This window comes from Paraburkholderia agricolaris (genome assembly GCF_009455635.1).
GTDB classification, from domain to species: domain Bacteria; phylum Pseudomonadota; class Gammaproteobacteria; order Burkholderiales; family Burkholderiaceae; genus Paraburkholderia; species Paraburkholderia agricolaris.
On the sequence record NZ_QPER01000002.1, the window covers coordinates 65,780 to 88,345 of the forward strand.

Genomic DNA, 22,566 nt, shown 5'->3' on the forward strand with positions numbered 1-22,566 from the left:
GTGAGAACACGAATGGCGGTAGGTTTTCACTCCGCAGAACAAGGAGTAACTGTGAAAAATATACAGATCATCGATGGCGCGGTTAATTGCGTGTACGACATATTTTCGGCGACAGACGAAGAGTTCGACCTGATTTTTCCTTCCGGTCAAGACGTGGCATTCATTGATGAGATATATGAATCGGGTGATTCAGACGAACTGGACGAGGCATTTGGAAGAATTTGGCGCCGCCGCATAAGGAAAGTGGACGCTCAAGGTATACACGGAATAATTTTTTATGAGTTGGAAGAGAAGAAAAATTTCTACCCTACTCGCAAGGACGAAGAAGCAATTAATCCGGATGGAACATTTCTACGAAGTCAACCCTGAGTTACAGTCAAGAGGAAAAGCCGCATCTCGGCTGGATCCTGTTGTTAGGTCTATTCGGGAAATGCAGCTACGACGTGATCGCCCAACTGCGACGATAGCGTGCCGCCGCAATACCGATGTATTACGATCGCAATCGGTATTACAGTCCGGCGACCGCACGGTTCATCAGTGAGGATCCGGTCGGGTGGGCAAGTGGGCAGACGAATGCGTATGCTTATGTCAACGGCAATCCGGTGCAGTTCACGGATCCGTCTGGATTACAGTGGGCGGTTCCGATTCCTGCTGGTCCGATGCCAGGTGGAGGGGCTGGACCGAGCACACCGTCGTGGGTTTCTCCGCCGTGGGGTGCTCAGGGGGCTAGCGACTGGATCAGGGATACCGTTGGCGGGATATTCTCGAACGGTGACGTCGATGATCCCGTTGTTTATCCGAACAATCCGGATAGTCCAGGTGATGAGAAATTCACCCCAATCAAAGGAACAGCAGGGAAGACATGCCCTAGCGATGGTTCGGTTTGGGAAAAGGACACGGCCAGTCATGGCGGAGATCAATGGAAGCGCTGGCCGAACAGGAAGGCCTGGGAAAACGGACGTACGCCGCAGAGCATCTGGCCCGATGGACGTATTCGGAAATAGGAGGAGAAACATGTCACTAACCTTTGGTGACCTATTCGCAAGAGCTCTATTGGAGTGGCCGGTCGAGATTGATCTGGGACGTCTCGTGCGGAGCGCTCCGGCATCGACCAGCTATACAGTCCGGGGGCTCGCAGAAATATCGGATGCAATCGAGGCGAGGCATATCGGTACTGCCGATGAGATAATTATGCGCAATTTGCATTACGCCATCTATCGGGCGGTTCGCGATGCCGCAGCCTACATTGTACGTATCAAGATGTCTGATTTGAGGTCCGATCCTATCCGTTATAAATTTGAAGAAGCAATTAAGGATTGCATGACAAATCTTGATTGTGGCTTTCTATCGATCGACATTGAGTTAGGCAAGCGTTACTTCTCCGAAAACGGGGAAGATGGCGCAAGCTAGCCTGCGGCTTTGAGGCAAGCGTCAGATGCTAGAAGGGCCGCTTGCGGCCCCTTCCGCATTTAAAGCGGCGTAATGATGAGCCGCTGGTGTTCGACGGTGATACGAACGATCCGGGTTTAAAGCCGACGGATCTCGATCCATCGTCCGGAGAGCTTCATCCACGAAAAGGTGAGCGGCTGCTCGCGCATATGGAAGGGCAGGCGTGCCGGTTTCTGCTTGTGCTTAAACCACCAAAGCGTATGGCCCGACGGGCGCATACAAAAACGATGACGGGTGGGCGCAGTCGATAATTTCCGGGAATCAAAGAATGCAGATTGAAATTCGTCTGAGCAGCTTCTACTCATTGGGTGATGAGCGGCGTTTCTTTAAGACACTAGAGGAGGTTGCCGCGATCAAGCACATACAGGGTGTAGGAAGGGGGTTGCTGATTGACATCGACCTGCGCTATTTGAGCGAGGATGCCTTGCGAGACATGATCGCTCTGTTCTGGCGTTATGGAATCGTACTTGTCCCATTGCAGGCGTTGGCGACCCGGAAGAGATTTGCGTGGTTAAGCGATGAGCAGGCCTATTGGCACAAGAGCATGTTTGAGACATCTCTTGCGGAGTGAACATAATTTATGGGGCATTGTGTTGGAGCTGCTAGAGAACAAGGCTTCAGTTCTTGCCACGCATCCGTGACGTGACAGAAGGGCCGCTCGCGCGGCCCTTCTGTATTTAAAGCGGCTTAATGATGAGTTTCTGGTGTTCGACGGTGATACGCACGCGCTGTCCGGGCTCGAAACCGGCGGTCTCGATCCATTGTCCGGAGGGCTTCATCCACGGAAGGTGGGCGGATCATTGTACATATGGAAGCACAGCCGTACCGATTTCCGCCAGCGCTCCAATCACTCCACAGTAGCAGACCGTTATTCCCACCCGCGGCCAGCCACCACCCCATCACCCCAACGTCCCCCGCGAGCCTCTTCTCTGCTTAATCCCATCAATAATCCAGACGCTCATCAACCCCGCGCTCACGCAAGCAATGATATCCGGCCTGGACACAGCGATCGCCAGCCAGACCATGTGCACATAACCGCGGAAAAATGCCGGCACAGCCCGGCGCAGATCATTCCAGCGCGTCGTCGCCAATACGCCACCCATCGCCGCCATCACCGTAAAGAGCGCCCACGCGAATTGCGTCGAACGCTCTTCACGTTGCAGCAGCAAAACGATCAGCGCGACGAAACCCGCAAACCACATCGCCACGCCAAACCACGCAGCGCGTGGTCGGCGTGCGAACCAGCCACGCCACTCCTGTTGCGCAAAAGAGAAGTAGAAAGCGAACAGCACGCCGTATGCGAACGGCATCGGCCATGCTCGAAGATCGGTGGAGAGCCAATGTCCGACGAAGCCAAACCCTATCGCACCGACGGCAGCCAGTATCGCGAGCTGCCTGATGCGCGGCCATCCATAGATCAGCGCGGCCCATATCGTGCATACGCCGAGTGTGCCCATTGCAACCGAGCTCAGCCGCTCGTTGCCTGCATCGCACAACGCGCCGGCCGTTGCGCCAAGCCACAGCGGAATCCAGCCGTAACGTAGCCAGCCAATCGAGCGTAGCGCCCGCAGCCGCTGTTGCTGCGGTTCTGACAGCAGCACGGTTATCGCGGCGCTGGTGACCAGCGTCACCATCAGTGTGGCAAGAAGCACCGCCAGCTGGACTGGTGTCCATTGATCTAACCATCGATCGCCGCTCAGGTTCATCGAAGCGCTGGCGAACAGCAAACCGCACCACGCGCTCAACGCGAGCGTCGGGCCGAACAGGCGTCCCGCGCCGACGCGGAACGTCAGGCAGCGGGTCCAGAATTCGACCTTCTCACTGTCGAGCCGCAAGCGCACAACATTCGGATGGTAGCGGCCGAGCGCAGTCAGCAACTGTTCCATCTCGGTGCGCATCCCCGCGCGCAGCAATGCACGCGCGCCGGTAGCCAACGGGAGCTGCGGCCCTTCGAGGAGTGCCATCGCATTCGTAAAACCTAGCCGCAACGCGCCGTAGTCCTCGTCGGCGAACACACGGTCTAGCGCGAGCGTTGCAATGGCAGCGTTGCGCCGGCGCAGATGGGCGGCGTTGTCGCGCCATCCCAGAACCGCACTCAGGTTCATGCGTAGCGTGGCCGACGCATCCTCGTTCAGGCAATGAACCAGCGCCTGCCATTCGAGTTCGTCGCGCGTCTGAATGTTGACGACATGGGAGAACAGATCCTGCAAAGAACGGCGCGACTCGAGCTTATCCCGTTGTGTGACGAAGTCTTGCCAGAGTTGGACCGCGCTTTCGAAAGCGTCGGGCTCGCGACGGCGGACCGCAGGCGATGCCTGGGCGAAGCCAGATGATGGCGACGTCGGCTCTGGCATCGGCAGCGAGACCTGCACCGTCTCAGGCGTCGCATCCGGAATCGGCACGGATTGCGGCATTCGCGCATGGGCCGAAACATCAGCGGTCACCCCGCCCGCCGCGCCGGCATTCACCATCTGCAAAGCAGACTCATACGCATACCGCAGACGCTGAAACGCCTCGGCATCTTCATCCGGACGTTGCTGTTTCAGCAGACGCGCATAAGCGCGGCGCACGGTGCGCTCGTCGGCGTTCGCTGCGATGCCGAGTACGTCCCACGGCCAGTGATAGGCAGAAGTGGTATCCATGGCCGATCAATAAGTCACGTGCACGTCGAACCGATCCAGCAGTGCGCCCAATTCGCCGCGCACACGGGCGATTTCCTCGGCGTTCTGCCGCTCGAGCAGCGACTGGAACCGCGCGATATGCGCGGCCAGATATTGCCGATGCTCACCGAGCGTCTCCTCATACACGCGATCGGCGCGCGTGAGCAGCGTGCGATTCTCCAACTGATCGCGCGGATGGATCTTGAGCGCGGCCAAGGCGGCGAGCCGCTCGCGGATTTCTTCCGGCGTCAGCACGCCGGGATTTTCTTCGATCACCATCTCGCGCTTCACGCCATCGGGGAAGGCCGTGGCCTCCACTTCCAGCACGCCGTTAATGTCGTAGGTGAAGCGCACATCCGCCCCGGCCTGGCCAGCCGGTTTGGCCGGCACGTCGAGTGTGAATTCACCGAGTGGCACGTTGTCGGCGGTCAAACGCGCTTCGCCCTGGAACACTTTGATGCTTAGGATCTGCTGACGGTCGCTCACCGTAAAAATCCGCTGCATGCGGCTGACCGGCACGATCGTATTGCGCTCGATGATCGGCAGAAAATGGCCCGGCACGTACTGGTTGGCACAGACCTGCATCGCGGTATCGATGCCGAGACTATACGGCGCGACATCGGTCAGCACCATTTCGTCGAGTCCTGCGTCGCGCGTGACTAGCCCCGCCTGCACGGCGGCGCCGAGCGCTACCACTTCGTCCGGGTTCAGATGGGCGGCGGGCAAACGGCCGAACATCTTCGAGACCAGCTTGCGCACCATCGGCATACGTGAGGCGCCGCCGACCAGGATGATTTCGTCGAGCGCATCGACAGCGATCTTCGAATCGCGCAACGCTCGCTCGACCGGCTTGCGCAGCCGTTGCAGCAAATGCTCGCAGGTGCGCTCCGCGGCGGCTGCGTCGAGTTCGAGGCCGTGCTCAGCGTCGCCAACCGTGAGCTTGAGCGTGACGCTATCGGCACCGTTTTGCGTGAGCAGACGTTTCGCACGCTCGGCCTGCTGATGCAGGCGTTGCGCGGCAATCGGCGTGAGTGCCTCGGCGCGCAGATTATTGCGCTGGCAGAACAGTGCGACGAGCGCCTCGGTGAAGTCTTCGCCGCCCAGAAAGTTATCACCCGTGCTGGCGCGTACTTCCATCACGCCTTCAAAGAAATCGAGCACCGAGACGTCGAACGTGCCGCCCCCCAGATCGAAGATCAGGAACTTGCGTTCGCTGTCGCGCCGATGCACGCCGTATGCGAGCGAGGCGGCAGTCGGTTCGTTGACGAGGCGCAGCACGTCGAGCCCGGCCAGTTCGCCGGCGATGCGCGTGGCTTTGCGTTGCGCGTCGCTGAAATAGGCCGGCACCGCGATCACGGCGTCCTGTACCGGTTCGCCGAGAAATGCCTCGGCGTCGGCCTTCAGCGATTTGAGCACCAGCGACGACAGCTCCTCAGGACGCAATGTCCGTACGCTGAGCGATACGTTGCGATTCGTGCCCATATAGCGTTTGAAGTTGGCGGCAGTACGTTCGGGATGCGTATGCAGGCGGTCGTGGGCGGGGCGGCCGACGAGGATCGAACCGTCGTCGTCGACCGAGATGCACGACGGCGTGAGCACGTCGCCGAGTGCGTTCGGAATGAGGGTGGCTTCGTTATTGCGCCAGACGGCCGCAAGGCTATGCGTGGTTCCAAGATCGATGCCGATGATCGAAGGCATGTACAGTTTCCGATTCGTTTTGCGCCCCTCCGTGAGGAGATCGCCCAAGGTCGCGTGGGAGCCAGATGGTGCTCCGTCCAATGGCGATAACGGCAAGCTGCCTGCAAACTTGAGCCGGGCGGGGAACGAATGCGGTGAGAACCGGTACAGGCAATGCGGTACGCATGGTGGCCTGGTGAGCTGCGGGACCCGAGGATGCGGCGCGTGGCCGCGCAAAACAGGCGGCCCGGAATGGGGTGATGAAGCGGGAGACGCAAGGCCCGTCAGGCGGGCCTGCTGTGGTCTGCTACAAGGACTTGCGATAGACCACGAAACCGGAATGGTCCGCGACCTTGTCGTACAGCTTCATCGCCGTGTGATTCGTTTCATGTGTTTGCCAATAGACCCGCTGCAGACCGTCTGCCCTGGCTCGCGCATACACCGCCTCGATCAGGGCACGGCCAACCCCTTTGCCGCGCTCCGTGTCCAGCGTGTAGAGATCCTGCAGATAACAGGTCGGTGCCACCATGGTGGTGTGACGGTGATACAGGAAGTGCACGAGGCCGAGCAACTGGCCGTTGCGTTCGGCGATCATCGCGTGCATCGGCTCGTAGGCATCGAAGAAACGCCCCCATGTGACCTGGGTGATCTCGCGCGGCAATGCTGTTTCGCCCGAGCGGCCGTAGAAGGCGTTATAGGCGTCCCACAGCGGCATCCAGGCGTCGAAGTCGGCGGGCGTGACGGGGCGGATTTGAATGGCTTCGGACATGAGTGTGGTTCCTTGTTGGGTGAGGGTGGCCGGCGAGTCGATCGGCCTCGCTAGGGCTGATTCGAACAGGCATAGACGGCAGCGCTGAATGCCTGTTCGCGCTCTATTTCGCCGGCGGTTGTTGCTGTAGCGGCGCCCACTTCGCTATTGCGCTGCGCCAGATTCTCGTTCACGCAGGCATCGAGCCTGGCGCGTGCCGTTGCCGCAGGCTCGAGCAGCCCATAGCCGTATGCCGCGCACGCCAGCGCCACGCACCACTTTACCGCGGCGCCATAGCCCCGGCGCGCGGTGACGGCGTGATGTGCGGGCGTGTTCATGGCATCGACCTCTCTCGCTGTATTCAGTGGCGCGTCTCTGGAACCGTCAGCATAAGAAATTTGTGGCACCATTGTTAGCACCACAAGAAAGCCAGAATTTGGAGCCACGAACTTGGACTACGGTCTGTTGATGTCGAACGTCGAGCGCGCAATGGGTGGGCGCAAGCTCACGCAGCAGGACCTGCTCTACGAGAGTCTGCGTCGCGCGATTCTCGATGGCGATATTCGTCATGGCAGCCGTCTTCTTGCTACGCGAGCGCTCGCCGAACAATTGGGCATTGCGCGCAACTCGGTGCTCTACGCCTACGAACGGTTGACCGACGAGGGCTTCATCACCGCGAGCCGGCACGGTTCTATCGTTAGCATGGTGAGTGGTTCAGTGAGCTCGATCGCCGCGGCAAGCGGCAGTGCGCAGACGCCGGAAAACCGTTTATCGCGCCGCGTCGCGGCTCTGCCGCGCGAACGCACGAGTCCGGACGATCCCACACCGTTTCGTCCTGGTGTGCCCGCACTCGATGAATTCCCGCTTGCGCAATGGCGTGCTTCAATGGAGCGCGCATGGCGTCTGGTCGAACCCGGCGAACTCGGGTACGGCAACAACGCCGGACATCCCGCATTGCGCCGCTCGATTGCGGAGTACGTGCGCGTGTCGCGCGGCGTGCGGTGTTCGGCGGAGCAGGTGTTCATCACGTCGGGCACGCAGGCGAGTCTCGATCTATGCGCGTGCATACTGGCCGACCCCGGCGACAGCGTCTGGGTCGAGGACCCTGGCTATCATGGCGCGAAGGCGGCGTTTCAGGCCGCCGGTTTGCAACTGGTGCCGATTCCTGTCGACGCCGCCGGCATCGCGCCGACGCCCGATCATTGGGAACAGACGCCGCCGCGCCTGATGTACATCACACCTTCGCATCAGTATCCGCTCGGCAGCGTGTTGAGTCTCGAGCGGCGCTGGTCGATCATCGAGAACGCGACGGCGCGCGGTGCATGGATCATCGAAGACGACTACGACAGCGAACTGCGCCATAGCGGCCCGCCGTTGCCGTCGATTCAGGGTCTCGCGGCCGACACACCGGTGATTTACCTCGGCACCTTCAGCAAGACGATGTTCCCGGCGTTGCGCATGGGCTTCATGGTCGTGCCGGCGCATCTTGTCGGCGAAATTGACGAGGCGCTCAGTGAGATCGCCCGGCAAGGGCGCGTGGCCGAGCAGGTCGCGTTGGCGGATTTCATCGATAGTGGGAAATATGCGCGGCATTTGCGGCGTATGCGGCGTCTCTATCAGCAGCGCCGCGCCGCGCTGGTGCAGGCAATCGAGCGGCATATGCATGACCTGGTGACGGTCTCGTCCGATGGCGGCGGCATGCATCTGACAATGCGGCTCGATGCGCCGCTGCGCGATCAGGACGTGAGCGCCGCAACACGTGAGCACGGTTTGCATATCGCCGCGCTCAGTGGGTTTTGCCAGCCATCCGCTGAAGATGCCTCGCGCTATAACGGCTTCATGCTCGGTTATGCGGGTATCAAGCCGCACGAAGCAGACGCGCTGGTGGCGCGACTCGCCGCCGTGGTGCGGGGGCTAGGCTAGCTGCCAATACGCGAGCGAAGGTCCTGGCGAACGATCAGGGCGCTTCCGCCCTGAGCCAACGCGCGAGCATGGCATCGTCATCCGTATCGAGCGCTTGTGCGACCCGGCGCCCGACGGCCGCACCGAATTTATAGCCGTGCCCCGAGCATGCCGATACCACCAGTGTGTTGCCGAGGCGCTTCGAAAAGAAGCGGCTATCCGCAGTAAACGTGTAGATGCAGGTTTTTACTTCGGTGACCGTATATTCGTCGATGCGGCTGAGCGGCGGTGAAAACAGGCGGCGCAGGCTGTCGCCCTCTCCGGGTGCCGCATCGCGATTGGCGTCAGGATCGGGTGCACGCGATTTGTGCACGCCGGCGCCAAACTTCAGACCAATGTCGTCGCTCGGCGGCAGCACGTAGCCGCCGCTGTCACCACCGATATCCACGATAGCGGGCGCATTCGACCACGCGTCCGCCAGATCCGCGGGCGGCTCCATATAGGCGACCGCATTGCGATAGGTCATCAGATTTTCGGCGAGTGCCGGGAATAACTGCAGCGTCCATGCGCCGGCGGTGACCACGAGCCGGTCGGCGCGGATGATGGTGTCGTCCTCGATTCGCACGGAGGCCGCATGCGCGTCGACTGCGAGCACCTTGGCATGGGTGCGAATCTCCGCGCCGCGCATCTTGAGCCACGCTTTCATATCGCGTGCGATGCGTTCGCTGAACAGCGCGCCGCCGTCGTGATCGAGGTAAGCGTAGCGAAACGTGGCGGGGTCGAGAAAGGGGTAGCGCCCGGCTGCTTCGTGCGGGTCGAGCAGTTCATACTCGAATTTCATCCGGTCGAGGCCGGTGCGGAATTGCGCGGCGCCATCGCTGGCATGTTGCGAAATGCCTAGCACGCCGCAGTTCGCATAGTGGGAGACGCCCAGGTCATTCCACAGCAGATCCCAACTGTCAAACGCCTCGCTGATGGTGCGTGCGTAGCCGTCGGCGTCACCATAGGCGCGGCGAATCATGCGGTGACGGTCGCCCGAGGCTGCGAGCGGATTCGGAATCGAGCCCTGCTCGATCAGCGTGATGTCGTGTCCCAGCTTCGAGAGCGACCATGCTGTGCTCAAGCCGGCAATCCCGGCGCCTATGATTGTCACCCGCATGCCATCTTCCCCCGAGTCGATGTATCCGGGTCAGAGTCTAGCAGTGGGAAAAATAAATCGATACGCGTTCTGGTGAATCGCCGCGCGAGCGGGCGAGGTCGATCCGGAGTGCTATCAAGTGTCGTCAAGCAGGCGGTGGTCTCCGCGCGCCGCCGTATCAGTGTTTGTGTTTCGACGTATGACGCAGCTTGTCGCGTACTTTCTTCGCGGCGAACAACGGCACGTAATCGAACACGCGCGCTTCGTGCCGGTAGTCGGCGAGTGTGTCTGCATACATCTTCGAGACCGTTTCCGCGGGGGTATCGGTTTCCTCTGCGATGCTTTTCACCACTTCGTCGACATTAGGCTCGGGTTGGGACATGGATATCTCCGGGGCAAGCGGGGTGGGCAGGTGGGGGTGAAATAAACAGGCGCGCACAACAGGAGTTTTATTAGAGGATGCGTTTGGCCGCGATACCAATTGAATCGACCTATCGTATGAACCGTTCCAGATAAATTTTTTGTCTTGCACTGCAGCAGGCGCCCGTACCGCGTGGCGGTGCGGGAAATCAATGTGTATGTCGATGATGAATATCCGGGAAATGCGCGTGCACGTGAGTGATCGGCGCATGGGCGTGCGCATGGGTGTGCGGCTCTTCGCCGTCCCACGGGAAATCGTGCTCGTGCTGGTGATGCGCATCGTGCCGATGACGATGCGTGTGGTCCAGCGGCGCGTGCGTGTGTGGATGCTCGTGACGTTCACGGATGTGCAGCCAGACGCCCAGAGTCATCAGTGCAGCGGCCACCCAGAATAGCGGCGGCGGCATTTCTGGCCACAGGAACCACGACAGGGTCACGCCGAATAGCGGCGCCACCGAAAAATAGGCGCCGGTACGCGCGGTGCCGAGATTGCGCAGTGCGACGACGAATAGCACGAGACTTACGCCGTAGCCCGCGAACCCCGTCAGCATGGCTAGCGCAACGGTTGGGACCTTAGGCCAGGTTGCACCAAAAGTGAGCGCGAGTGCCACGTTGACCGAACCGGCCACGAGTCCTTTTACGCAGGCAATGAACATGGCGTCGTTGGTCGACACCTTGCGTGTGAGGTTGTTGTCGACCGCCCAGCAGGCGCAGGCACCGATCAGCAGCAGCGTGCCTGCGGGCAGGCCGGTGGCGCCGGGCTGCCACGACAAGGCCACGCCGCCCGCGACGATTGCGACCATGCCAAGAAATACCTGGATGTCGACGTTCTCGCGGAACACGATCCACGCGATCAACGCGGTCAGGACGCCTTCGAGATTCAGCAGCAGCGAGCCGGTGGCGGCCGGGGTCGTCTTCAGGCCCAGCATCAACAGCGCCGGCCCCGCGATGCCGCCGGCCACGATTGCGCCGGCGAGCCACGGCATTTCGCGCGAAGGGAAACGGTGCTGATCGACCGGCTGCCCGTTCGCATGACCTTTCAGGCGGCGCGCCAGAATAATCGTGGCAAGGCCGATGCCGCTGCCGAGGTAGAACAGCCCGGCCAGCAGAAATGGCGACAGGGAGCCGAGCAGCGCCTTGGCGAGCGGCGTGGTGGCGCCGAACAAGGCGGCGGCGAGCAGCGCGGTGAATGCTGCATTGAAGCGGCTGGGCATGGGCGGGAAATTCGGTGAAGGCAGGCGTTGCCGACACGATACCCCGACCGGGTTGCGAACGCCTTACTTGGCTGATCTGCATTCGGATTGGGAATGCCGGCCGGGTGCATCCGATCCTGCCCTTACGACGTATAACCCGTGTCACCTTTGAACGAGGATCCGCATGCCGCCGCTCGCCGCCGCCGTGGTCGCCCTGATTGGGCTCGTTGCGATCTTCAGTGCCGTTTGGGCGTGGCAGTTGAAGACCGGGAACGCCGGCATGATCGACCCGGTCTGGGCCGGTTCGCTCGGTCTGGTCGCCGTGCTATACGCCGTGCTCGGCAACGGCGACCCGGTGTCGCGGGCGCTGACTGCGCTGGGTGGTCTGATTTGGGGTATGCGGCTCGGCACGCATCTGTGGAAACGAAATTACGGCAAGCCGGAAGACGCGCGCTATCGCAGCATTCGCGAAACGTGGGGCAACAAGGCCGCCGGCAAGATGTTCTGGCTCTTTCAGGCGCAAGTCGCGGTCTCGATGCTGCTGTCGATCGCCTTTATGGTGCCGTCTTACCGCAGCAGCCCACCGGCGATCGGCTGGATCGTGCTGGCTATCGCGTTGTGGATCGTGTCGGTAGTTGGCGAAAGCATCGCGGACCGGCAACTCAAACGTTTTGCACAGGACCCGGCCAATCACGACACCGTCTGCCGCGTGGGTTTGTGGCGCTATTCGCGGCATCCAAACTACTTCTTTGAATGCGTGCATTGGCTTGCTTACCTCGCGCTGTCGGTCGGCACGCCCTGGGGATGGTTCACGCTGCTGCCACCGGTGCTGATGGCGTTCCTTCTGCTGAAGCTCTCCGGCATCCCGCTGCTCGAAGAAAGCATGGCCAAAAGGCGCGCCGGTTACGCCGAGTACATGCGCACCACCAGCGCGCTGATTCCGTGGCCGCCGCGGCGTTGATGAACCGGCCAGGGTATTGGTGAACCTTCGGACGAGTCCGGAACAACGATAGGGAGTCAGCCTCATGAGCCTTTCCACCACCGGCCATACCATGCCGCCGCCGTCTCCCGCTGAGTCGCGCGATAGCTGGCTGATCCAATGCTGCGAACGCGGCTGGCTGCCCGATGGCCTGATCCGTTGTGGCATGCGTCAACTGATGCGCCAGCGTTTGCGCGACGAAGCGATCGACAACGGCGAGCTGCGCGCGCAACGGCTCAATCGTCTGCTGGATCACTTGCGCGCGAGTCCGATTGCTATCGAAACGCAGGCCGCCAACACGCAGCACTATGAGGTGCCGGCGTCGTTCTTTCATGCGCATCTCGGAGCGCATCTGAAGTATTCGTGCTGTTTGTACCCGACCGGCGACGAGACGCTCGCGCAAGCCGAAGTGGCGATGCTGGAGTGCTATGCCGAACGCGCTGAGCTGGCCGACGGTCAGCGGATTCTCGATCTCGGTTGCGGATGGGGTTCGTTGTCGTTGTGGCTGGCGGCGCGTTACCCGCACGCGCAGATTGTCGCGCTCTCGAATTCGCACGGGCAGCGCGCGTTCATCGAAGCGCGTGCGGCAGAGCGCGGCTTGCGCAATCTTTCGGTGGTCACGGGCAATGTCGTCGATTTCGAATTCGACGAAGCGCAGCGTGGCGATGGCTTCGATCGCGTGGTTTCGATCGAAATGTTCGAGCATATGAAGAACTACGGGCTGCTGCTTGCCAAAATTTCGCGCTGGATGCGCGACGACGCGAAGCTGTTCGTGCATCTCTTCGCGCATCGCACGCTGGCATATCACTTTCAGGTGCAGGACGGCAGCGACTGGATGTCGAAGTACTTTTTCACCGGTGGCACGATGCCGTCCGAAGCGCTCCTGCTGAACTTTCAGGACGATCTGCGGATGGAGCGGCAATGGTGGGTGAGTGGCGCACATTACGAGCGCACGGCGAATCAATGGCTCGCCGCGCTCGACGCGGCGCGTGATCGTGTGATGCCGATGCTCGTCGAGACGTATGGTGCGCGCGACGCGGCCGTGTGGCTGCAGCGGTGGCGGATGTTCTACATGGCCGTGGCTGAGTTATTCGGCTACGCGAAGGGGAACGAGTGGGGCGTGGGGCACTACCGGTTGGTGAAGCGGTGAACAGTGTCGGCGTTCGTCTAGCTGTTTGCACGGTCGGCCGTGTCCCAAATTCGTGACCAGTTCTGCTCCGTGTTGACAATCTACAAGGTCAATGTTTAACTGTCAGAAATCGCCATATTATGCGTCACGACGCCGCATTGAGGTCCGGAGCCCCTAGTGGGGCGGCCCGTCTGGTCCGATTGCGGCGGCAGGCGAGGTGGATGGGCGTCATGCCCTGAGGCGCTATGAAGGCGATCGAAACAAGTTGAAGCGTTTGATTCATGCGGAACATTGCGACTGCCGTGTATTCCATGCAAGACGAGACGAAGGGCCGAACATCGAAAAAGACTGAGAGACGCTTTCCGTAGACCCCCATAGAACTCCGCGATCTTCCGCGCTTGCTCGTCAATCGCGAATCGTATTTCCGACTCTGCGAGTCAGGGATTTTGCTGCTTTAAATTCTCGTATGAAATAAACGCCGCATACATAGGATTCCTGCTTGTTCATTATTTGAAAATAGTTGGTGTGGGACGAAATAAGGCGTTAATTCCCAAATTTTGGTTTAGAAACGAAAGCGTTGTTTATTTTCGGGGCGTTGTCATAGAATCGCCGTCAAACTAAGCCAGAAGGTGGCGCCGCGCACGGCGGGCGGTCTCATATATGAGAGAAAAGTCAGACTATTTCCATCATCGCTATGGTAAACCTCATCATGTATAGACCTTATTTTTTTAGGTCTACGAATGGATATAGTGTGAGCGCGATTTTTTAATTAACGATTCAACAAATATTTCCAATTATTGAAGAAAAATCTCATTGGACGGCACACCGTTTTAAATAAATGGGATTCGTGCGGCATCGCCTTTTTGGCTATGGCGGTGTAAAGCCACGGCAATTTCATTGGAAAACTATAAGCGAAGGCGGGAATCCCAAAGACGACCTCGCGCACAAATAACAGAAGGAGACAATCGTGAAGCAAAATTTCTTATCCCCCGTTGGCTGCGCCTTGATTTCCGCGCTGCTTTTGGCAGGATGCGGCGGAGGCAGCAGCAATCCAGGTAGCGGCACCGATTCCGGGCAGAAATCCGGTTCCTCGACCGCGTCGAGTTCGGGCAGCTCGCCTGCGGGTTCATCGCCTTCAGGCTCATCGTCGAACCCGAATACCGGCGCCAGCACGGGATCCTCGCCGGGATCCACGACAGGCTCGAATCCTGGCTCCAGCAATGGCTCTTCTTCCGGTTCGTCTGGAGGGACTTCCACCACGCCGGTTGCCGATGTGCAATCCGTCATTCATCCTTCTGCACTTTGGCAGGATGACGCCGGGAACCAGATCCAGGCACACGGCGGCGGGATGTTCCAGGTGGGAGGTACCTACTACTGGGTTGGCGAAGACAAAACCGGAGAGACAACTTCCGGCACCTTCCAGAACGTAAAATGCTATTCGTCGAAGAACTTGCAAAGCTGGCACTTCGAAGGCAACGCGCTTTCACCCCAGCCGACTGGTGACATTGCCGCCAGTCAGGTTGTCGAAAGACCCAAGGTCATTTTCAACGACACCACAAAGCAGTACGTGATGTATATGCACGTGGACAATACATCGTACTCCTTTGCAAGGGTTGGGGTCGCGACCAGCACGACACCGTGCGGCCCGTACACCTACCAGGGCAGCTTCATGCCGCCCAACAGCAGCTCAAGCCGCGACATGGGGCTGTTCAAGGACGACGACGGAACTGCGTATCTGTTGAGCGAAGATCGTGGCGTCGGGACGCATATTTATAAACTGACGAGCGACTATCTCAGCGTCGACAGCCTCGTCTACACGATAGGCGGCCCGAATCAGTGGGTCGCGCTTGAAGCGCCCACGATGTTCAAGGCCAACGGCTACTACTTCGTGATCGGCTCTGGCCTGACCGGCTGGAATCTGAACGACAACTTCTACATGGCGGCAAGCTCGCCGGCAGGTCCGTGGAGCGGTCCGACAACATTGGCCCCGTCCGGCACGAACACTTTCTCTTCCCAGTCGACCTACGTCCTGCCAGTCACAGGAAGTGGCGGAACCACCTACATGTACATGGGCGACCGGTGGAACGGAAATTATCTTCAGAACTCTTCCTACGTCTGGCTCCCGCTCGCGGTGAACGGCGGAACAGTAAGACTGCCGCAGTGGGACAACGCGTTCGGCGTCGATCTGACAACCGGATTGCTCCAATCCAACGTGTCTACCCAGGACTATGACGCAACCTCGCCCGGCACCAGTTTGTCGGGAGGTGCCGCATCCTACAACTGCTCACAATGCTTCATGTCCGGCACCGCAGTGGGTTACATCGGCGGACCGGGCAATGGCACCATGACCTTTAGTGGAATTAACGCGCAAAGCCCCGTCACCGAGATTGCGTACATCAGTTACATCAACAACGATTCCAATCCTCGATACGCCACGGTGACGACCAACGGAAACGTGAGCGTAGTGGTGACGTTCCCACCGACCGGAACCTACGGTGGCACGGTCCCTGTGCCTCTGAGCCTCATGGCCGGCGCAAATAGCGTGTCGATCTCCAGTGCAACCGTTTCAGGCCAGAGCACGAGTTACGGGCCGGATATCGAGGAGCTGTTCCTCGATAACTAGGTGTGACCTGATTCTCCGTTGCCCCTTGGGGAACGGTGGCGGACGATCTTGCCGGCACGGGACGCAGGCAAGATCGCCGCTCGACCCACGGATGGTCTGGGGCGCGGAGAAGGTTGCGTATCTGACGGAGCACAAGCGCGGAATATCGCGAAGTTCGCTTGACTGAGTTCGGAGCAGGCCTCATGAATCATTTCAGTCACGATGTATCGGGCAAGACCGTACGAGCCTGGATGCCTTCAATTTCGGGGTATTCGGGGCCATCTTATCTGGCATTGGCGAGCGCGATCGAGGATGCGATTAATGCCGGGCTCGTGCGGCCGGGAGAAAAGTTGCCGTCTCAACGACTGATGGCCGACTTTCTTGGCTTGCATGTCAATACGGTCAATCGTGGTTTGCGTGAACTGGCTTGGCGCGGTCGCACGCGTGGCAACACCCGTTCAGGCACCGTCGTGCTTTCCTTTTGCGAGAGATAGATAACCTGGGCATCCGATCGACAGGGCGCCGCCTGGGTTGAGTGACGTGCGACAGGCAGCAACTGCGTCTCTGCTCTGGAATGGCCCGGCGCAGTTCAGCGCGGTTGCGGGCACGGTTTCAAACGAAGGACTCGCTGCGTGAGCGGCGGTAGATCCCAAAGTCTTGCGAACGACGTGGTCTGGAGATCTTGTCCGGACACGTTCGTTGGTAATTTGATTTGCATTCCAAAATATATAGCGCCGATAAGGTGGTCGATTGGCAGGCGCAATTGGGAGATTGTCATGAAGCTTTCTGGTTTGTTGTTGGCGGCGGCATGTGGGGCCATTTTGATGAGTGCGTGTGGCGGAAGCGACAATTCGGAGCCCGGCGGTACCACGACGAGCGGCACCAGCGCAGGAGGCACGACGACCAGCGCCGGACCGACCCTGCCAAGTCTGCCGTCGGGAACCCCGCCGCAGCTCGTCGCGCACAAGATCGGCTGGGACCATTACACGCTTAGGGTCGACGGAAAAACTACACCGATCTGGTCGGGCGAATTTCATCCTTTCCGGTTGCCGAGTCCAAGTCTGTGGCTCGACGTCCTGCAGAAACTCAAGGCCAATGGCTTTAACGCCGTCTCCATCTACTTCGACTGGGGTTATAGCTCCGCGAAGGCAGGAACCTATGATTTCACGGGAATCCGTGACATGGATACGCTGCTCGATATGGCGGCACAAGCGGGCCTCTATGTCATTGCGCGCCCGGGTCCGTACATCAACGCGGAGACGGACGCCGGCGGATTTCCTGGCTGGCTGCTTACGCAGAGCGGCAAAGCCCGCACCAGCGCACCTGATTACCTGGCGGCCGCGCGCGAGTGGATGAGCAAAATCAATCCGATCATCGCCCGACACCAACTGAGCACGGGTCAGGGCACGGTCATCCTGTATCAGATCGAAAATGAAATGCAGGACACTAGCCAGACGGCTTACATGCAGGATCTTCATGATTGGGCCCGGTCAGATGGGATTTCCGTGCCGATTTTCCACAACGATCCGGGGCCGAACGGCAACTTCGTTCCGGCAAACTCCCCGATCCCAGGCGTGGTAACGGGCCCGGTCGATCTGTATGCCTTTGACAACTATCCGCAGACAAACTGCACCGGCAACCCAGGTGCGGGGTGGTACGGTCTGTTTAGCGCTGGAGGGGCGAAGGGCGGGGCGACAGCTTCACCTTATACGCCTGGATTCATCGCGGAAATGGAAGGCGGCTGGTTTGACAACTGGGGCTCTTCCGGCATTTATCCATGCATGTCGCAATCGGGCGCCGGCTCAAACTTCGAACGACTTTTTTACGGAACCAACATCGCGAACCGAATCGCGATACAGAACATTTACATGTCGTTTGGTGGAACGAACTGGGGCTGGTTGCCGTCCACCGGGCTGTATACGTCGTATGACTATGGGGCAGCGATAGACGAGGGCCGTCAACCGCGGCCAAAGCTGGCTACGCTTAAGGCGCTGGGCAATTTTGTTCAAAGCGTGCCTGCGATCATGCATGTGGATGCAGGAAGCGCCGTTAGCCCGTCATCGCAATCGATCCAGATTCTGCACGGCGTGGACAACACCTCCGGAACCAATCTGTACACTGTCCTGCACTCGCCCTCAAATGCGACTTCAAACGACACCTTTACTTTCCCGGTCGTTACACCTGACGGTGGTTTCACCGTGCCCCAGCAAGGGACCTTGAGACTTAACGGCGCGGATTCCAAACTGCTGCTCGCGAACTACTCGTTTGGTCAGCATCATCTCGTCTACACGACGTCGGACTTCGACGCACAATTGTCGGCTGCGTCGGGCGACGTCGTCCTGCTATATGGCCGGCAGGCAGAAGACGGAGAGACCGTACTGCGCTTCTCCTCGCAACCCACTGTGTCGGTGATCGGAGGACCGTCCAGCAATGTGAGCCAGGCATGGGATCCATCCACAGGGCAACTGCGGTTGAACTATCAACATAACGCACTGACGAGGATCCTGATAGCCGGCGGCGGCAGCACCACACCGCTGATGTTGCTTATCGCAGACGACAACACAGCGTCGACCTTCTGGAGGCAAAGTACCAGCGCCGGCCCGATACTCGCACGCGGTCCTTCGCTGCTTCGCACCGCTGCGATTAGCGGGACGACACTCGGGATGACCGGAGACACGGTATCGACTGGCTCGCTGGAAGTATGGGCGCCGGCGGCAATCAAGCAACTCTCGTGGAATGGTGCTGCTCTTGCGAGTCAATCAACCGCATCGGGAAGTCTGCTGGCGCAGAATGCATTGAGCGGACCTGACGCTGTATCGCTCCCTGATCTCACGGCGCAACCGTGGCGTTACATGCAGGAATCGCCCGAAGCACAATCCGCGTTTGATGACTCGAAGTGGCTCAGCGCTACGTTGACTTCGACCAGTAGCACGACGCCTCCGCCGTCCGGACAGCCGGTGCTCACCGCCGACGACTACGGCTTTCATCATGGCGACGTCTGGTACCGTGGGAAATTCACTTCGGCTTCGAACGTATCGTCGATTACGTTGAATTACTGTGGCAGCCAGGCCGGCCTGGATCAGGTCTGGGTTGACGGCAACTATCTCGGACAGAATGTACTGGGCGGCTCAACCTGCGGAACGTTTACTGTCCCGGTGACATTAACGCCAGGACCGCACGTCATCGCGACAATGATTCGAAATAATGGACACAACGAGGACTGGTACGCGAATGACGGCCACAAGGAGGGAAGAGGGCTCGTTTCAGTTTCTCTCGGTTCCGGTTCGACCACGAACATCGCGTGGAAGATACAAGGAAATGCCGGTGGCGAAAATCTTTGGGATACCGCTCGCGGTCCGATGAACAACGGCGGACTATGGGGCGAACGCAACGGCTGGTATCTCGCAGGATTTCCGGCTGCCGGCTGGTCGACCGCCACGTTGCCGGCCGCACAGGCGTACCCGGGCACTTCATGGTTCAGGACGACCTTCCCGTTATCGATCCCGGCTGGAAATGACGTCTCGGTCGGCATTCAGATTGGCGGCGCCGACGGCACCATCACGGGCGGAAACTATCGCGCCCTGATCTTCGTGAACGGCTGGAACATGGGGCAGTACATTGCGAATGTTGGACCTCAACATACCTTTGTGGTCCCGAATGGCGTCCTCAATCCCAACGGACAAAACACGATCGCCATTGCGGTGACCAGCAACGGCAACCCGTCCGACAGCCTCGAAAGTGTCCGGCTTGTCAATCTGGGAACGGTTCGAGGCGGCGTGCCGGTTCAACTCAATGATTCTCCCGATTATTCAGCCTGGCTATCAGCCAACTAATAACACCGGAGCGGAGAAAGTACTTTCGGTCAGCGCCGAGACCCCCTGCGGGGTCCGGCCTTGATTTTTCGGCAACGTGAAGGACCCGGCCTCGCAGGAATACGTTCCAGTTATCTCATTACCTGCATCCACATGTAGTTAGTAATCCAAAAAATACTGAAACAAAAAATTTTATCGACAGGGGCCGGATGTGCCGGCGGATCTGTCCAAAACAGACCTGTAGTAGCGGAGACATCGATGGAAAACAAACCAAGTGCAAAGCGCCGTTCCCTGATCAAGCTCGGCGGATTGTCGCCGATCCTGCCGTACCTGTACGCTTGCGGGGGCAATACCGATTCCGCGAATTCGGGTGGCTCGCAGCCAGTAACCACAGGAGCCGGCCCCGCCGCCGGCGCCGCTTCGGCACCCACGGCCGCTTCCAGTCCTGCTTCCGGTCAGGAACCCACGACTGCGAGCTTGATACCCGATGCGAACGCGTTGCAAATGAAGTATGCCTACGCTGCGGGGCAGTCTCCCGATTCCATTGGCGCCAATGCGTCGTCGTCGACGTACATGCTGTATGAAGGTCTGCCAATCGGCAACGGCCGTCTCGGGGCGCTCGTTGGCGGCGCTCCCACGCAGGAACTGCTCTATCTGAACGACATCACCCTCTGGTCCGGGCAATCCGACATAATGGATTACGCCTACACGTCGAGTGGAATGGGTTCTTATCAAACGCTGGGTACCTTGACGATAAGCTTACCCACACATACTAACTCGACCCAATATGAGCGTTTGCTGGATATCAGCAACGGGCTTGTCAGAACGACCTACTCCGTCAATCAGGTGAACTACGAGAGAACGATTTTCAGCAGTTTCCCGAATGATGTCATTGTGATTCGGCTAACCAGCAGTTCACCAAATTCCTACACTGGATCGATTGCTCTTGCCGACGGTGGCCGAGGCGCGACAACGTTCATGGATGGGAGTGCCCAGATGTTATCTTTCTCTGGGAGCTTACCTAACGGGGAACTCTATTCCGCGTGCGCGAAGATATTGCCAGACGACGGGCAACTGACTGTTAACGGTAATCAGATTATCTTCCTGAATTGCAGCGGTCTTACCATTCTGGTATCCGCCAGCACTAATTATGACGGCGTTAGTGCCAATCACTATCTGGGCGCCGGCTCACCTTTGGACACGGCCCATGGCCAGATCGCCGCTGCCGAGGGCAGCAGCTTTGGAACACTGCTCTCCAATCATCTCGCGGACTATCAGCCCCTGTTCGGAAGATTCAGCGTGAATTTTGGGGCGTCAACTTCCGCTCAGAATGCGTTGACGATTCCTGATCGCCTGCAGGCGCGTGCTGCGCCGAACAGTCCACCGGATCCCTGGCTGGAATCGTTATACGTGCAGTTTGGGCGCTATCTGAGCATTGCATCCTCGCGTACCTCCTTGCCGATGAATTTGCAGGGACTATGGAACACGACGAATGATCCGGCATGGTTCTCGGACTATCACACAGACATCAACGTCCAGATGGCCTACTGGCTTGCAGACCGGGGCGGGTTGCCGGAATGTTTCGAGCCGTTTCTGAACTTTGTTCTTAGCCAGTACAAAGACTGGGAAACCTTGACACAAAGTAGTTTCAACAGTCCGAGCAACCCATTTGCAAATTCCAGCAAGAAGATTGCGGGCTGGACAGTGGGTATTTCGGCAAACGTATACGGGTCTCAAGCCTGGCAATGGCACCCGCCCGGAAATGCATGGATTTGCCGGAATCTCTGGGAGCACTACGAATATACGGTAGATGGCAACTATCTCTCGACGATATATCCGGTCCTGAAATCTGCATGCCAATTCTGGGAGGCCCGTCTGGTCTCAGTCCAAACGGGTACGAATCCCGATGGATCGGCGTTAATGCAGCTTGTCGACGACGTGGACTGGTCGCCCGAGCACGGAAACTATTTGCAGGGCATTACCTATGCGCAGGAGCTGGTTTGGGATCTCTTTACAAACTACATCAAGGCTGCGTCTGTGCTGGGCGTCGACTCGAGCTATGTTGCGACCATCACGACGTTGCTGTCGAATCTTTATCTTCCCCAGTTGAATCCTCAGAACAACAATATGCTCGAGGAGTGGATGCAAGCCTCATACGATGCTCAAACGGAGCAATCCGACCCCACGCATCGTCATCTTTCGCCGCTAATCGGACTCTTCCCGGGGGAGCGTCTTTCGATCAACAGTGATCCCACCTTCATGAACGGCGTCAAGGCGCTTTTGACGGCCAGAGGCACCACCAGTTTCGGGTGGGGGATGGCCTGGAGAATGGCGTGTTGGGCGCAATTGCAACAACCGTCGATAGCGTATTCGATGATTCCATTGCTGCTCACGCCAGTGACCTTTTCTAACCCAGGAAACGGCAGCTTTGTGAATATGCTGGACGCTTACGACGATGGGCCCGAGGTGTTTCAGATCGACGCGAATATGGGTGGCCCCGCTGCGGTGTGCGAGATGCTGCTGCAAAGCAGAACTACATCGATCACGTTGTTGCCCGCGCTTCCATCGCAGTGGGGAACTGGAAGCGTGACCGGGTTGCGTGCCAAGGGAGGATTCTCTATCGACCTGGCATGGGCTAATTCGACACCGACCTCAGTGACGTTGACCAGCGTAGGCGGCACTTCAACAACGTTGTTCTATATGGGGAGAAGCAAACTGGTGCACGTGCCCCTGAATGGATCAGTTACCTTGAGCGCGGGAGAGTTGCCCTGAGCTGGAGAAACATTGAGCAAGCCGTATACGTGGTGCGTGTTGCCACCCGAGGGTGGGTGTTTAACACGCCCACGGAAGTACGGGT

At 59.0% G+C, this 22,566-nt stretch carries 19 protein-coding genes; 11 read left to right on the forward strand and 8 right to left on the reverse strand.

Features of this window, described 5'->3' with window-relative positions:
• The first annotated feature begins 12 nt into the window (after window positions 1–12).
• From GH665_RS21610 to GH665_RS21625, 4 genes are all read left to right on the forward strand, one after another.
• Window positions 13–369, forward strand: a complete 357-nt coding sequence (locus GH665_RS21610; RefSeq protein ID WP_246216315.1) for a hypothetical protein — start codon at window positions 13–15, stop codon at window positions 367–369.
• A 116-nt stretch (window positions 370–485) separates the two neighbouring features.
• Window positions 486–1,004, forward strand: coding sequence for an RHS repeat-associated core domain-containing protein (locus GH665_RS39670; protein WP_153138727.1), 519 nt, complete (start codon window positions 486–488; stop codon window positions 1,002–1,004).
• 10 nt (window positions 1,005–1,014) lie between these two features.
• A complete protein-coding gene (locus GH665_RS21620; RefSeq protein ID WP_153138729.1) occupies window positions 1,015–1,410 on the forward strand; it encodes a hypothetical protein in 396 nt (131 codons plus the stop codon).
• Window positions 1,411–1,717: 307 nt separating this feature from the next.
• The gene (locus tag GH665_RS21625) at window positions 1,718–2,020 is read left to right on the forward strand and encodes a hypothetical protein (protein ID WP_153138730.1); all 303 of its coding nucleotides are present in this window, start codon (window positions 1,718–1,720) and stop codon (window positions 2,018–2,020) included.
• Between the two features lie 106 nt (window positions 2,021–2,126).
• On the opposite strand, the gene GH665_RS39675 is transcribed toward GH665_RS21625, so the two are convergent.
• From GH665_RS39675 to GH665_RS21650, 5 genes are all read right to left on the reverse strand, one after another.
• Window positions 2,127–2,228 (reverse strand): SymE family type I addiction module toxin, encoded by a 102-nt coding sequence (locus GH665_RS39675; RefSeq protein ID WP_153138732.1) that lies wholly within the window; start codon window positions 2,226–2,228, stop codon window positions 2,127–2,129.
• Between the two features lie 120 nt (window positions 2,229–2,348).
• A complete protein-coding gene (locus GH665_RS21635; RefSeq protein ID WP_153138734.1) occupies window positions 2,349–4,091 on the reverse strand; it encodes a J domain-containing protein in 1,743 nt (580 codons plus the stop codon).
• Between the two features lie 6 nt (window positions 4,092–4,097).
• A complete protein-coding gene (locus GH665_RS21640; protein ID WP_153138736.1) occupies window positions 4,098–5,807 on the reverse strand; it encodes a molecular chaperone HscC in 1,710 nt (569 codons plus the stop codon).
• Window positions 5,808–6,093: 286 nt separating this feature from the next.
• Window positions 6,094–6,555: a GNAT family N-acetyltransferase gene (locus tag GH665_RS21645; protein WP_153138737.1), complete on the reverse strand. Its 462-nt coding sequence runs from the start codon at window positions 6,553–6,555 to the stop codon at window positions 6,094–6,096.
• Window positions 6,556–6,605: 50 nt separating this feature from the next.
• Window positions 6,606–6,872 carry a hypothetical protein gene (locus tag GH665_RS21650; protein ID WP_153138739.1) on the reverse strand — a complete coding sequence of 89 codons (267 nt, stop codon included), beginning with the start codon at window positions 6,870–6,872 and terminating at the stop codon, window positions 6,606–6,608.
• A 112-nt stretch (window positions 6,873–6,984) separates the two neighbouring features.
• Here GH665_RS21650 and pdxR point away from each other — a divergent pair, with 112 nt between their 5' ends.
• On the forward strand, window positions 6,985–8,457 hold the full coding sequence (gene pdxR / locus GH665_RS21655) for a MocR-like pyridoxine biosynthesis transcription factor PdxR (RefSeq protein WP_153138741.1): 1,473 nt from the start codon (window positions 6,985–6,987) through the stop codon (window positions 8,455–8,457).
• 34 nt (window positions 8,458–8,491) lie between these two features.
• Here the strand turns inward: pdxR and GH665_RS21660 are convergent, their stop codons facing one another.
• The 3 genes from GH665_RS21660 to GH665_RS21670 all read right to left on the reverse strand — a co-directional run bounded on the left by GH665_RS21660 (window position 8,492) and on the right by GH665_RS21670 (window position 11,208).
• Entirely contained in the window at window positions 8,492–9,595 is a 1,104-nt protein-coding gene (locus tag GH665_RS21660) for an NAD(P)/FAD-dependent oxidoreductase (RefSeq protein ID WP_153138743.1), read from the reverse strand.
• A gap of 157 nt (window positions 9,596–9,752) precedes the next feature.
• The gene (locus GH665_RS21665) at window positions 9,753–9,956 is read right to left on the reverse strand and encodes a DUF3562 domain-containing protein (protein ID WP_153138745.1); all 204 of its coding nucleotides are present in this window, start codon (window positions 9,954–9,956) and stop codon (window positions 9,753–9,755) included.
• Between the two features lie 187 nt (window positions 9,957–10,143).
• Window positions 10,144–11,208, reverse strand: coding sequence for a DMT family transporter (locus GH665_RS21670; RefSeq protein WP_153138747.1), 1,065 nt, complete (start codon window positions 11,206–11,208; stop codon window positions 10,144–10,146).
• A 163-nt stretch (window positions 11,209–11,371) separates the two neighbouring features.
• Here GH665_RS21670 and GH665_RS21675 point away from each other — a divergent pair, with 163 nt between their 5' ends.
• From GH665_RS21675 to GH665_RS21700, 6 genes are all read left to right on the forward strand, one after another.
• Window positions 11,372–12,148: a DUF1295 domain-containing protein gene (locus GH665_RS21675; RefSeq protein ID WP_153138749.1), complete on the forward strand. Its 777-nt coding sequence runs from the start codon at window positions 11,372–11,374 to the stop codon at window positions 12,146–12,148.
• Between the two features lie 64 nt (window positions 12,149–12,212).
• Window positions 12,213–13,316 (forward strand): SAM-dependent methyltransferase, encoded by a 1,104-nt coding sequence (locus tag GH665_RS21680; RefSeq protein ID WP_153138751.1) that lies wholly within the window; start codon window positions 12,213–12,215, stop codon window positions 13,314–13,316.
• Window positions 13,317–14,262: 946 nt separating this feature from the next.
• Window positions 14,263–15,918 carry a glycoside hydrolase family 43 protein gene (locus GH665_RS21685; RefSeq protein WP_153138753.1) on the forward strand — a complete coding sequence of 552 codons (1,656 nt, stop codon included), beginning with the start codon at window positions 14,263–14,265 and terminating at the stop codon, window positions 15,916–15,918.
• Window positions 15,919–16,100: 182 nt separating this feature from the next.
• Window positions 16,101–16,391 carry a GntR family transcriptional regulator gene (locus GH665_RS21690; protein ID WP_153138755.1) on the forward strand — a complete coding sequence of 97 codons (291 nt, stop codon included), beginning with the start codon at window positions 16,101–16,103 and terminating at the stop codon, window positions 16,389–16,391.
• 282 nt (window positions 16,392–16,673) lie between these two features.
• Window positions 16,674–19,730, forward strand: coding sequence for a glycoside hydrolase family 35 protein (locus tag GH665_RS21695; RefSeq protein ID WP_217361899.1), 3,057 nt, complete (start codon window positions 16,674–16,676; stop codon window positions 19,728–19,730).
• 237 nt (window positions 19,731–19,967) lie between these two features.
• Window positions 19,968–22,481 (forward strand): glycoside hydrolase family 95 protein, encoded by a 2,514-nt coding sequence (locus tag GH665_RS21700; protein ID WP_153138757.1) that lies wholly within the window; start codon window positions 19,968–19,970, stop codon window positions 22,479–22,481.
• Window positions 22,482–22,566: the final 85 nt, after the last annotated feature.

Coding starts and splice junctions, on each gene's coding strand:
- GH665_RS21700 (WP_153138757.1), top strand. CDS start 19,968: ATGGAAAACAAACCAAGTGCAAAGCGCCGTTCCCTGATCAAGCTCGGC.
- GH665_RS21695 (WP_217361899.1), top strand. CDS start 16,674: ATGAAGCTTTCTGGTTTGTTGTTGGCGGCGGCATGTGGGGCCATTTTG.
- GH665_RS21670 (WP_153138747.1), bottom strand. CDS start 11,208: ATGCCCAGCCGCTTCAATGCAGCATTCACCGCGCTGCTCGCCGCCGCC.
- GH665_RS39670 (WP_153138727.1), top strand. CDS start 486: ATGTATTACGATCGCAATCGGTATTACAGTCCGGCGACCGCACGGTTC.
- GH665_RS21625 (WP_153138730.1), top strand. CDS start 1,718: ATGCAGATTGAAATTCGTCTGAGCAGCTTCTACTCATTGGGTGATGAG.
- GH665_RS21650 (WP_153138739.1), bottom strand. CDS start 6,872: ATGAACACGCCCGCACATCACGCCGTCACCGCGCGCCGGGGCTATGGC.
- GH665_RS21640 (WP_153138736.1), bottom strand. CDS start 5,807: ATGCCTTCGATCATCGGCATCGATCTTGGAACCACGCATAGCCTTGCG.
- GH665_RS21660 (WP_153138743.1), bottom strand. CDS start 9,595: ATGCGGGTGACAATCATAGGCGCCGGGATTGCCGGCTTGAGCACAGCA.
- GH665_RS21635 (WP_153138734.1), bottom strand. CDS start 4,091: ATGGATACCACTTCTGCCTATCACTGGCCGTGGGACGTACTCGGCATC.
- GH665_RS21680 (WP_153138751.1), top strand. CDS start 12,213: ATGAGCCTTTCCACCACCGGCCATACCATGCCGCCGCCGTCTCCCGCT.
- GH665_RS21645 (WP_153138737.1), bottom strand. CDS start 6,555: ATGTCCGAAGCCATTCAAATCCGCCCCGTCACGCCCGCCGACTTCGAC.
- GH665_RS21675 (WP_153138749.1), top strand. CDS start 11,372: ATGCCGCCGCTCGCCGCCGCCGTGGTCGCCCTGATTGGGCTCGTTGCG.
- GH665_RS21690 (WP_153138755.1), top strand. CDS start 16,101: ATGAATCATTTCAGTCACGATGTATCGGGCAAGACCGTACGAGCCTGG.
- GH665_RS21620 (WP_153138729.1), top strand. CDS start 1,015: ATGTCACTAACCTTTGGTGACCTATTCGCAAGAGCTCTATTGGAGTGG.
- GH665_RS39675 (WP_153138732.1), bottom strand. CDS start 2,228: ATGAAGCCCTCCGGACAATGGATCGAGACCGCCGGTTTCGAGCCCGGA.
- GH665_RS21610 (WP_246216315.1), top strand. CDS start 13: ATGGCGGTAGGTTTTCACTCCGCAGAACAAGGAGTAACTGTGAAAAAT.
- GH665_RS21665 (WP_153138745.1), bottom strand. CDS start 9,956: ATGTCCCAACCCGAGCCTAATGTCGACGAAGTGGTGAAAAGCATCGCA.